Annotated in this window: 9 protein-coding genes and 2 pseudogenes; 6 read left to right on the forward strand and 5 right to left on the reverse strand. The window is 72.9% G+C overall.

From position 1 onward, the window contains the following. The 3 genes and pseudogenes from ACGF0D_RS35345 to ACGF0D_RS35355 all read left to right on the forward strand — a co-directional run. Positions 1 to 264: pseudogene (locus ACGF0D_RS35345) on the forward strand (potassium-transporting ATPase subunit B); the annotation flags it as partial. A gap of 18 nt (positions 265 to 282) precedes the next feature. Then, positions 283 to 960, forward strand: a complete 678-nt coding sequence (kdpC, locus tag ACGF0D_RS35350; protein WP_392923323.1) for a potassium-transporting ATPase subunit KdpC — start codon at positions 283 to 285, stop codon at positions 958 to 960. Next, complete coding sequence (locus tag ACGF0D_RS35355) at positions 957 to 1,115, forward strand: hypothetical protein (protein WP_392883172.1); 159 nt, start codon at positions 957 to 959, stop codon at positions 1,113 to 1,115. Before kdpC ends, ACGF0D_RS35355 begins: the two co-directional genes overlap by 4 nt. A 40-nt stretch (positions 1,116 to 1,155) precedes the next feature. On the opposite strand, the gene ACGF0D_RS35360 is transcribed toward ACGF0D_RS35355, so the two are convergent. From ACGF0D_RS35360 to ACGF0D_RS35370, 3 genes are all read right to left on the reverse strand, one after another. Continuing rightward, the gene (locus ACGF0D_RS35360; protein WP_392923326.1) at positions 1,156 to 2,133 is read right to left on the reverse strand and encodes a hypothetical protein; all 978 of its coding nucleotides are present in this window, start codon (positions 2,131 to 2,133) and stop codon (positions 1,156 to 1,158) included. Between the two features lie 580 nt (positions 2,134 to 2,713). Continuing rightward, entirely contained in the window at positions 2,714 to 3,904 is a 1,191-nt protein-coding gene (locus ACGF0D_RS35365; RefSeq protein ID WP_392923329.1) for a CapA family protein, read from the reverse strand. A 230-nt stretch (positions 3,905 to 4,134) separates the two neighbouring features. Beyond that, positions 4,135 to 4,872, reverse strand: coding sequence for a TetR/AcrR family transcriptional regulator (locus ACGF0D_RS35370; RefSeq protein ID WP_392923332.1), 738 nt, complete (start codon positions 4,870 to 4,872; stop codon positions 4,135 to 4,137). Positions 4,873 to 5,018: 146 nt separating this feature from the next. Between ACGF0D_RS35370 and ACGF0D_RS35375 the strand changes: the two genes are divergently transcribed. From ACGF0D_RS35375 to ACGF0D_RS35385, 3 genes and pseudogenes are all read left to right on the forward strand, one after another. Continuing rightward, positions 5,019 to 6,317 carry an FAD-dependent oxidoreductase gene (locus tag ACGF0D_RS35375; RefSeq protein WP_392923335.1) on the forward strand — a complete coding sequence of 433 codons (1,299 nt, stop codon included), beginning with the start codon at positions 5,019 to 5,021 and terminating at the stop codon, positions 6,315 to 6,317. A 203-nt stretch (positions 6,318 to 6,520) separates the two neighbouring features. Next, positions 6,521 to 7,795, forward strand: coding sequence for an alpha/beta hydrolase family protein (locus ACGF0D_RS35380; RefSeq protein ID WP_392923338.1), 1,275 nt, complete (start codon positions 6,521 to 6,523; stop codon positions 7,793 to 7,795). 132 nt (positions 7,796 to 7,927) lie between these two features. Beyond that, positions 7,928 to 8,128, forward strand: a pseudogene (locus tag ACGF0D_RS35385) (amidinotransferase); the annotation flags it as partial. Between the two features lie 81 nt (positions 8,129 to 8,209). On the opposite strand, the gene ACGF0D_RS35390 reads toward ACGF0D_RS35385, so the two are convergent. Further along, positions 8,210 to 9,157: a hypothetical protein gene (locus ACGF0D_RS35390; protein WP_392923341.1), complete on the reverse strand. Its 948-nt coding sequence runs from the start codon at positions 9,155 to 9,157 to the stop codon at positions 8,210 to 8,212. A gap of 295 nt (positions 9,158 to 9,452) precedes the next feature. Next, complete coding sequence (gene hppD / locus ACGF0D_RS35395) at positions 9,453 to 10,577, reverse strand: 4-hydroxyphenylpyruvate dioxygenase (protein ID WP_392923344.1); 1,125 nt, start codon at positions 10,575 to 10,577, stop codon at positions 9,453 to 9,455. Between the last annotated feature and the right edge of the window lie 153 nt (positions 10,578 to 10,730).

Genomic DNA, 10,730 nt, shown 5'->3' on the forward strand with positions numbered 1-10,730 from the left:
ATGTTCGCCGGGGTCTACCCGGGCCTGAGCCACCTCAACATCATGGGCCTGCACAGCCCCCAGTCCGCGATCACCTCGGCGATCGTCTTCAACGCGCTGATCATCGTCGCGCTGATCCCGCTCGCCCTGCGCGGCGTGCGCTACAAGCCGTCCTCGGCCCCGGCATTGCTGCGGCGCAACCTCGGCGTGTACGGGGTCGGTGGCCTGATCCTGCCGTTCCTCGGGATCAAACTCATCGACCTCGTGGTGCGGTACATCTACTGACGCTCACCGGGAGCCCCCGTGCCGACCTCGCTCCGCAGCTGGATCCGCGTCCACCTGACCGCCGTGCGGATGCTGCTCGTCTTCACCGTGCTCTGCGGGCTGGCCTACCCGCTGGCGCTCACCGGGTTCTCCCAGGTCGCCCTTCCCGGGCAGGCCAACGGCTCGCTGCTGCGACAGCACGGGCAGGTAGTCGGCTCCAGCCTGATCGGCCAGTCCTTCGACCTGCCCAGGACGAACCCGGCCGACCCGAAGGAGCAGCCCCGGCCCGATCCCCGGTGGTTCCAGCCCCGCCCCTCGGCCGCCGGCGCCGGGTACGACCCGACCGCCTCGGGCGGCTCCAACCTCGGCCCGAACAGCGACGACCTGCTGAAGGCCGTGAACGACCGCCGCGCGGCCGTCGCCCGCTTCGACGGCGTCGCCCCGGACCAGGTCCCGCCGGACGCGGTCACGGCCAGCGGCTCCGGCCTCGACCCGCACATCTCCCCGGCCTACGCCGACGAGCAGGTCAACCGCGTCGCCACGGCACGAGGCCTGGATCCGGAGGTGGTCCGCCGGCTGGTCGGGCAACACCGGCAGGGACGCGACCTGGGCTTCCTCGGCCAGCCTCGGGTGAACGTCGTCACCCTCAACCTCGCCCTCGCCCGGCTCGACCGGCCACGCCGCCCAGTCCCCCCACGACCTCCGGACGCTGTGTGACGAACCGGTACGACGTGACCGCCGGGACGATGCTCTGCGGCGGCAGGGAGGTGTCGACGAGCAGTTGTCCGGACTCGGGGGCGTACGCGGCCGCCCCGGAGCACGCGCTGCGCCGCGCTGCCGACGACCCCGGCCGGCCCGGCCTGCACGGCTGAAGGCGGGGCAGGCGGGCCGACCGGGGGCGGCGTCGTGGCGTCAGGCTTCGGCGCCCATGTCGACCCAGTTGGTGAAGTTGGCGATGGCGCCCTCCTTGACCGGGGCGTGGTGGTCGCTGGTGAGGACGCCGATGCGCAGGCCGTTCAGGACCAGGGCGACGGCGTTGCCGTTCCCGGCCACGTCGAACCAGTTGGTGAAGTCGGCGACGGCGCCCTCCTTGACCGCGGCGTGGTGGTCACTGGTGATGACCCCGATGCGCTGGCCGTTCAGGACCAGGGCGAGGGCGTTGCCGTTCCCGGCGACGTCGAACCAGTTGGTGAGGTCGCCGACGGCACCCTCCTTGACCCAGGCGTGCCCGTCGGTCGTGATGACGCCGATGCGCCGGCCGTTCAGGACGAGGGCGGTGGCGTTGGCGTCCGAGCCCATGTCGACCCAGTGGGAGACGTCGGTGACGGCGCCCTCCTTGACCCAGGCGTGGTGCTCGCTGGTGAGGACACCGATGCGGGTGCCGGACAGGGCCAGCGAGAGGGCGTTGCCGTTCACGGCCACGTCGAAGTATCCGGCGGTGAGGCTGCCCTCCTTGACCCAGGCATGGTGGTCGCTGGTGACGACGCCGATGCGGTTGCCGTCCAGGACGATCGAGAGCGCGTCGCCGCCCTCGTCGACCCATCCGGCGAACAGGCTGCCCTCCTTGACGTAGGCGTGGCCGCTCCTGTCGATGACGCCGATGCGGTTGCCGGACAGGGCCAGCGAGGTCGCGCCTTCGTACTGCTGGACCCATCCGCGGGAGTCGACGGCGCCGTCCTTGACGAACACGCGGCCGTCGGTGGTCAGGACGCCGATGCGGCTGCCGTCGACGGCGAGGCCGGCGATCGTTCCGGGCAGCGGGGCCGGGCCGGCGATGCGGGGGCTCTCCACGGCCGCCGCCTGGCCGACGGCCGGTGCGGCGGTCACTGCTGACGCCGCGATGGCCAGGACGGCCAGGGCACGGCGCACGGTCTTGGTGGCGCTACGCATGATCTTTCCCCTTTTCCTCTGGAAGGAATTACTGGCGCGGGACGTCTCCCGGGAAGCCGGCTGGTGCGTCGAGAGGCGGGCTTGCCGCCCTGGGCGCAGGTGACAGTCGGGGCCGCGGCGGGACAAGGGTCTGCCGCACGTCGGAGCGTCGGAGCAGCAAGGGCAGAAAAATTCATGTACATGACATATGTGCGTCAGGCCGGTCCCCTGGGGCGCGTTCGGCCGGATGTGAAGCAACTATGCAGAGCATCCGTCAGATCTGCAAGGCCGGGCCTCCCGTGGGCATAGCTCCCAACCCCCTTCCGGTCGGAGGCCGTTCGGGCACGGGACCCCCCTGGAAAACTCGGATACCGGAAGTCCGCCGGACCCGGACAGAATGAGGCGGTGCGGGCCGTCGCCACGAAACGCGCCCCGACCCTCTTCGTCGGTCGACCGTGGAGCAGCACATGCGTTCCCTCGCCCCCTCCCGGGAAAGTACGGCCGCCTCGGCCGCGGCCACCGGTGACACCGCGGGGTTCCTCCGCGCGTCGCTGCCCCTCCCGGAAGCCGTCCGTACCGCCGCCGGTACCTGGACGGCGGCTCAGGAAGCCATGGTCAGCCCTGCCGCGCCGCCGCCGCGGCTCAGCACGACCGACCGGATGTGGTCCAGGGCCCGGGCGTAGTCGGCGCGGCCCGGTTCGCGGCGGACGGCCTCGGTCAGGTCGAGGACCCGGTAGGGCGGACCGAGGTCCGTCAGCTGGGGGACGAACTCGGCCTTGGTGACGGTCCAGCGCTGCCCGGGCCCGGTAGGCGGCGAGAAGGTGAACCGGGCGATCGAGCTCCAGTTCCCCCGCGGGTCCTCCGCGCCGGTGGGGTTGAACATGTGTCCGGCGAGCTGGTCGCCCAGGCCGTAGACGATCCAGGTGTCGTTGATCTTCTCGTAGGCCTGCGGGATGTGGGCGTGGGTGCCGAGGACCAGATCGATGTCGGGCCGACCGGGGCTCTGCCCGGCGGTCAGGTCGCGGGCGAGGGTGAGCTGTTGCTCGTTCGGGGCGTCCTGCCACTCGGTGCCCCAGTGGAGACTGACCACCACGATGTCCGCCCCCTGTTCCCGGGCGGCCCTGGCGTCGGCGAGGATCCGCTCCCGGTCGATGAGGTTGACCGCCCAGGGGCGCTCCTTCGGCAGCGGGATGCCGTTGGTCCCGTAGGTGTAGGCGAGTTGGGCCACCGTGGCGCCACCTGCCGTGAGCAGTGCGGGGCGCCCGGCCTCGTCGGCGCTGCGGGCGGATCCGGTGTGCTCCAGGCCGACGGCGTCCATGGCGTCGAGCGTGCGCCGGATGCCGTCGGGCCCGTCGTCGAGGGTGTGGTTCGAGGCCGTGTCGCAGGAGGTGTAGCCGGTGTCCTTGAGCGCCCGGGCCACCTGCGGGGGCGACTTGAACGACGGGTAGCCGGTGAAGGGCCCGCCGTCGGCGCCGTACACCGTCTCCATGTGGCAGATGGCCAGGTCGGCGGCGCCGACGACCGGCTCGACTCCGGCGAGCATCCGGGTGAAGTCGTAGCCGTCGCCCCCGGCGTCCTCCCGGGCCTGCCGGATGATCTCGGTGTGCGGCAGCACGTCCCCCGTAGCGACCAGCGTGAACGCCCGTGGCCCCGGCGGGGTCGGTGCGGCCGTGGTACCGGGATCCCGCGGCGGCGACGGCACGGCCTGCCGGGCCTGCGGTGCCCCGCACCCCGCGAGGGCGAGCAGCAGGGCGGTGGCGGCGGTGAGGATCTCTCGGCGCGGGAATCGCATCGTCGGCTCGTCCCATGATCGGCGGGTGTGACGGTCCGACTATGCGAGCCGTCGACCGGCCGACGCGGAACCCGCGCCCTGGGATCACCCGACGGGGCCAGCCGCCCCGCGCGACGGCGCCGCGGCCGTACGGCGCGGCGCCCGGGAGGACCGGCTCCCGCGACCGGTCCGGCCCGACGGTGTCGAAGCGGGCGGCGGTCTCGGTGCCGACCGGCCTCATGCTGCGGCGTTCACCCGGTGCCGGATGCCGGTGCCGCCTGGGTGAGGCTGTCCGTGATCAGGCCGAGGGTGAAGTCGAACCGGTCGTGTCCGGTGCCGGAGGTCAGCTCGGCGGCATGGCGTCGGGTCTGCGGAAACGTGTCGGCCGGCAGTGCGGTGAACCGGTGGATCAGCTCCTCGCGGCCGAGGACCCACTCCTGGTCCGGGTGCTTGCGCCGCTGCTGGACCAGCGACTGCTCCAAGGCGTAGGCGCTGACGTAGAGGGACAGGGCGTCGAGCGCCCAGGCGGCGCTCCGCGGTTCGATTCCGCCGGCGAGCAGGATCGCCAGGAGTCCTTCCCTGACCCGCAACGCGGAGAGGTTGGTGGGGACCATGCCCAGCGCGGCACGGGAGACCCCCGGGTACTTCAGGTACTGATCGCGGATCTGCGCGTACACGTCGCGGATCTGCTCGCGCCACGCGGCCGGGTCCGGTTCGGGCAGCACGACCTCGGAGCAGAGCCGGCCGACGAGCAGATCGTCGATGTCCTCCTTGCCGACGATGTGTGCGTACAGCGACGACGGCCCGGTGCCGAGCACCGCGGCGACTCGACGGATGGTCAGTGCGTCGTAGCCCTCGGTGGCCACGACCTGTAGGGCGGCGTCGGTGATCCGGTCGACCGTGATGGGTTTCTTGCGGGGCGCCGCCGCGGGCTCCCCGGCGGGCTGGGCGTGGCGGGCCGCTCGGCGTTGTCGAGGATCGGAGGACATACCCGTCACGATAGCTTGACACGATCTAAGTTCGCTTCGTAGAACTTAGATCGTACGTGACGAACTAAGTTCGTCTCGGTGTGGTTCGCCTGTACCCCGCCCAGGTACCCGGGCCGGGTCCGGAGGGTCCGTCCAGGAGGTGTGTGATGCGAGTTTCCGTGATCGGAGCCGGTCTGGGAGGTCTGGCTCTCGCGCAGGGTCTGCGCAACGCCGGGGTCGAGGCCCACGTGTACGAGCGTGACCCGGGGATCACCGCACGGTTCCAGGGCTACCGGCTCGTGCTGAACCCGAGCGGTTTCCAGGCTCTGCGCGACTGCCTGCCGACGCGCCGGCACCCGCTGCTGGACGAGATCGCCATGGAGGCCTCGGCCGAGCAACTGATCCTGGACCCGCGGCTGAACGAGATCGGCAGGCTCGGCGCGGGCCGGACCGGCATCGTGGTCGACCGGCAGGTGCTGCGACACCTGCTGCTGGCCGGCCTGACCGTACACACCGATGCCGCGCTGACCGGCTACGACGTGCTGGCCGACGGCAAGGTCCGAGCCCACTTCGCCCGCCGTGACCCGGCCACCGCCGATCTGCTCGTCGGCGCGGACGGCATCGCCTCCGCGGTCCGCGGGGTGTTGTCCCCGCAGACCACTCCCACCGACACCGGCATCCGGTTCGTCATCGGCCGCACCCCGCTGACCGACGAGTTCGCGGGCCTGTCCAAGGCCTACGGCTCGAAGATCGCGGGCGACGGCGTCAGCCTGCTGCTCGGCGCGATGCGCTTCCGTACCCCGCCGAAGCAGGCCGCCGAACGACTGGCCCCCGAAGTCACGCTGCCCGACATCGGCGACTACGTGCGCTGGGCCATGATCCTTCCGCCGAACGGCTCGCTCGGCGCCCCGACCGCGCAGGAGGCCGTGCTGTCCCGGATGGAGGGCTGGCATCCGGACCTGCGGGCGCTCATCGAGCAGGCCGACCCGGACAACAGCACCCTGCTGTCCATCCGGGTGGTCGAGCCTCGCGAGCGCTGGGCGCCCGGTCCGGTCACGCTGCTCGGAGACGCCATCCACGCCACCTCCCCGACCGGCGGCAACGGCGCGAACACCGCCCTGCGCGACGCCGACCTGCTGCGCCGCCGCCTGGTCGGGGCCGTCGAGCGCCGCCAGGACCTCATCGGCGCGGTCGGCGACTACGAGCGGCAGATGTTCGAGTACGGCGGCGAGGCCGTGCGCCACAGCCTCGCCGCGCTACCCGCCTTCGTCCCGAACCCGGAACGACCCGAACCGGCATGGTTTCAAGAACCTCGCGACCACGCCCCTGGAAGGCAGGGCCGAGCCCACCGAGGCGGACCGCAGGCGGGCGAAGGAGAAGATCGCCGCCCCTGTCAGGGCCAGGGCCCTGGCCCTGCGGAAAACGGTGCGACATCGAACGGATCCGCTCCTGCACCCCCGGCGTGACCCGTTCCGCAGCGTTGGAGGACGCGCCGGCGCTGGGTGCGACCCGCCGGGAACTCCGTAGGTACCAGTCATCCGTAGGAGTGTCATACCCGGGTAGCAATCGGCGAGTTGGCTCCCCGGTATGACGGCTTCGCCCTCGCCCCGCCCGTACCGTCGCTCCCGTACCGAAGGACGTGCCGGGGACGAGAGCAAGGGGACGGGCGATGGGCAGGCGAGGACGGGCGCTGGCGACGGTGGCGCTGGCGGCGACGGTAGTGCTGGGTGTGGCCGGGGCTCCCGGCGCGGTGGCGGTGGCGCAGGCCCCGGCCGGGCAACAGGCGAAGGCGGCGCTGCCGGCGCCCACCGGACCGTACGCGGTCGGCACCACCAGCGTGCACCTGGTCGACCGGGGCCGGGAGGACCCGTGGCAGGCCGGACGGCCCCGCGAGCTGATGATCAGCCTCTGGTACCCGACCGGCCGATCCGCGCTCGGCGGAGAACGTGCTCCGTACATGACTCCCGAGGCGGCGGCGCACTTCGGCAGTGCCGACAGCGTCGGGCAGGGGGACTACGGCTTCGAGCCCGGCCGCACCGACTGGGCGGGCGTGCGCACCCACGCCCGGGCCGACGCGCCCGCGCTGCCCGGCGGGGCGCGGCCGGTGGTGCTGTACTCGGCGGGGCTGGGGGACCCGCGAACCTGGGGGACCGCACTGGTGGAGGACCTGGCCTCGCGCGGCTACGTCGTGGTGACCGTCGACCACACCTGGGAGGCGTCCGAAGTCTCCTTTCCGAACGGCGAGTTGGCCACCTCGGTGTTCCCGGAGCTGGCCAAGCAGCCCGGCCTGGACATGGGCGCGCTGCTGCGCAAGATGATCGGCACCCGGGTCGACGACACCAGGTTCGTCCTCGACGAGTTGGCGCGTCTGAAGCACTCCCGCACCCTGCCGCCCGGCGTCGGCGCCGCGCTCGACCTTGACCGGATCGGCATGGTCGGCCACTCCGGCGGCGGCTCCACCGCCCTCCAGGCCATGCGCGAAGACCCCCGGATCGACGCCGCCGTCAACATGGACGGGCAACTGCACTTCCCCGGACCGGACGGGAGGACCGGCGTCTACCTGACCGACGTCGCCGAGAAGGGCCTGGACCGGCCGTTCCTGCTGCTCGGCACCCGCGACGACGGCTCCGGCCCCCACCAGCAGCAGCCCGGCTGGGACGCCCTGTGGCGCCACAGCACCGGATGGCACGCCGACTTCACCCTCGACGGCTCCCGCCACGGCTCGTACACCGACGCCGAATCCCTGCTGCCACAGCTCGCCGGCCAGGGCGCGATCAGCTCCCACGCACTGCGCGCCGACGTCGGGGACATCCGGCCCGACCGAGCGGTGCTCGCGACCCGGACGTACGTCGCCGGCTTCCTCGACCGCTGGCTGCGCGGCCACGACGACCACCTGCTGGACGGGCCCTCGGCGAGCTTCCCGGAGATGGTCTACGAGCCCTGACCGTGTCGGAGGCGTTTGATACGGGGTTCAGCCCGGGCCGCCGACCCCGGCTGGACCACTGCCGTCCGACCGCCGTGCAGATCGCGGCCGTACCCGTGATCGCCGGACCCGGCACGCTCGGGGCCGACGACGACCACCCGGGACGCAGCCGTCTTCGGTCCGAACGCGGTCTCGGACGGCCTCCGGGTGGTCCTGCCGGAGGCGGCGGTGGGCCTGGCGGCGCAGTTGCGCGCGCGGGGGTTCGAACCGATCGGGATCGACGTCACCGAGCTGCTCAAGGCCGGCGGCAGCGTCAAGTGCTGCACCCTGGAGCTGCGCGGCGCCCCGGCCTGACCCGCCACCCGGCCGCCGTCCGGTGGTTCCCGTCCCCGTCGGCGTCGGCGTCGGGCCCGTCCGGCTGCCGCCGCCGGCGCCCTACGCCCGCCGGTCGGGTGGAGGCAGGATCGCGGCGGCCGGTGTCGCGGGGACCCAGCTCCCCGGGACCCAGTTCCCCGGGACCCAGCCTCCCGACATTCCGGGCGGCGGTGCGTCCCAGCAGTCGCAGGCCCGGTCGGAGGCCGAGCCGCCCGGGCAGGGCAGCTCCTGGGCGTCCAGTTCGTCCTGCAGCTCGGCCGGGAGCTCGCCGATGCCGGTCACCCACGTCTCGCGCTCCACGGTGTCGACCGCGTACCGGAACCGGAGGCCCGCGGCGTCGCGGTAGACCCACTGCTCCAGCTCGCGGCCGTCGATCGCGACGGTGCGCAGCGCCCCGCGCAGCGGCGTCCGCCGGCAGTCGAGCATCAGCGGGTCGTACTGCAGCTCGCACCAGATGTCGCCGGCGCGCTCGGGCTGCTCCGCCAGCAGCCGGTCCCAGACCGCCGCCAGGTCCGGACTGGCCGGTTTGGGACCGTCGCCGGGGCGGTGGCCGTGCCGGTACTCCTCGGGGCAGGTCAGCTCGGCGCGGCCGGTGGTGTACGGGCCGTGCCGGTCGGCGTCCGCGTGGGCGCCCGATGCGAGCAGCTCGGCGGTGGCCTGCCAGGTGGCCAGGGCATTGGCGAAGGGGGCCAGGAAGCCGGTGGCGGCGGTGGCCCGGAGCCCGGCGACGAGATCGTCGGCGAGCGTGGGCAGCTCGCCGACCGGCAGGAACCGGGACCACGGCAGCGCCTCGGTCAGCGCGGCCCGCGGTGCGGCGCCGGGCAGGTCCCTGACCGCAGTGGCCCCGAGCAGGGCGAGCCGGCGCTCGGCCTCGACGGCCGCGTGCTGCTCGGTCCGGCACAGCTTGCGCTCGGCGGCGACCCGGTACGGCAGCGGCTTGATCGGCGTGCCGTTGTCGGTGTGCTCGCACCCGTACGAGTACCCGGTGATCCACGGCTGTTCGGCCATCGTCTGCGCCCTCCATCGCCGCGCGCCGGTCGGCGCGCGTCCCACCCGATCGCACGGCCCCAGCGGAGGAACGGTTCACCCAGGCCGGGGCCTGCTCAGTCGGGAGCGCCGTTCGCCGCGGCGACAGCTTCGCGGCCGACTGCGCACCGTGGTGGCCGAGGAGGTGATCACGGACGTCCTCCTGGACGACCTGGCAGATCACCGACGCGGGTAGGGTGACAGCCCGTTCGACGGGCCGAGGGCTACCACCAGCGCTTCGGCCTCGGCCACGTCGTCCCGTCGAGTGCGGGCAGGGTCAGCGTGCGTTCTCCGGGCCGGCCTTGGTCGCCGTGACGGTGGCCTCGTGCTCGGCCTTCTCCGACTGGACCGCGTCGTACAGGGCGCGCACGTTGCCGCCGCCGAAGGTGTCGGCGCCGATCCGCTCGATGATCTCGTAGAAGAGCGTGCGCTTGGGGTGGACGGTGCGGGTGAAGATCTGGAAGAGCTGCCCGGCGTGGTCCTCGTCGGCGAGGATCCCGAAGGCCCGCAGTTCGCCGACGGAGTGCCGGTTCAGGTCGACCCGGACGGCCAGGGCGTCGTAGTAGGCCTCCGGGGTGGACAGGAAGACGGTGCCGCGCTTGTCGAGCCGGGCGACGGTCTCGACGATGTCCTCGGTGGCGAAGGCGAGGTGGTGGACGCCGCCGGTTCCGTGCCGCTCCAGGAAGTCGCCGATGTGACCGGCCTCGTGCGCGGGGCTGGGGGCGAGGACGGTGAAGGTGATGTCGCCGGTGGGGCTGCGGACGGCCTTGGAGTCCATCGCCTCCTTGCCTTGGACCATCAGCTCCTCGTAGACGGCGTGGTAGCCGAAGACCCGCTCGTAGTAGGCGGTGGAAGCGGCGAGTTCACCCGTCCGCACGCTGACCGCGACATGGTCGAGCACGGTGAGCGCGGGGGCCTCGGCGGGCACCGGCAGCGGCTCGGCGACCGGCTCGAATCCGGGCAGCGGCAGCGGGGTGCCGTGCGCCTCGGCGCCGGCCGGGCGCTGGACCAGGGTGTGGCGTACGTCGTCGAAGCCGGCGCCCAGCACGGCGGTGACCCAGCCGTCGGCCTCGGCGGGCTCGGCCAGCACGGTCGCCTCGCGGGCGACGGCGTCGGCGAACGCGGCGCGCGCGCCGACGGCGGTGAGGGCGATGTCGGCTATGCCGTCGCCGTGCCGGTCGGTGTAGGCGGTGGCCGGGTGGCCGGCGTCGAGGCCCTGGGTGACGACGAGGACGATGTCGCCCGTGCGCAGGGCCAGGGATCGGGAGGCGCCGGGCGGGCCGGTGCGCTCGGCGGTGGCGTAGACCTGGAATCCGTAGCCGTCGACGAACGCCTCGGCGGCGGCGGTGGCGTCGGTGACGTACAGCTCGACGTGGCTGAGGTGCAGGGCGGGAATGTTCACGGGAGGTCCTCGGGGTGATGGGGGAGCGGGAGTTCAGGCACCGTCACTGCGCTGCGGCGAGGGCGTCGGCGAGGCTCTCGTCGTTGACGCGGACGAGGTACCGGCCGTCGTCGTTCTCGAACGGGTTGGTCGTGGTCATGGTTCTCCTTGCGC

The organism is Kitasatospora sp. NPDC048298, from assembly GCF_043201465.1.
Lineage (GTDB): Bacteria > Actinomycetota > Actinomycetes > Streptomycetales > Streptomycetaceae > Kitasatospora.

Coding starts and splice junctions, on each gene's coding strand:
- ACGF0D_RS35360 (WP_392923326.1), bottom strand. CDS start 2,133: ATGCGTAGCGCCACCAAGACCGTGCGCCGTGCCCTGGCCGTCCTGGCC.
- ACGF0D_RS35365 (WP_392923329.1), bottom strand. CDS start 3,904: ATGCGATTCCCGCGCCGAGAGATCCTCACCGCCGCCACCGCCCTGCTG.
- ACGF0D_RS35370 (WP_392923332.1), bottom strand. CDS start 4,872: ATGTCCTCCGATCCTCGACAACGCCGAGCGGCCCGCCACGCCCAGCCC.
- ACGF0D_RS35375 (WP_392923335.1), top strand. CDS start 5,019: ATGCGAGTTTCCGTGATCGGAGCCGGTCTGGGAGGTCTGGCTCTCGCG.
- ACGF0D_RS35380 (WP_392923338.1), top strand. CDS start 6,521: ATGGGCAGGCGAGGACGGGCGCTGGCGACGGTGGCGCTGGCGGCGACG.
- ACGF0D_RS35390 (WP_392923341.1), bottom strand. CDS start 9,157: ATGGCCGAACAGCCGTGGATCACCGGGTACTCGTACGGGTGCGAGCAC.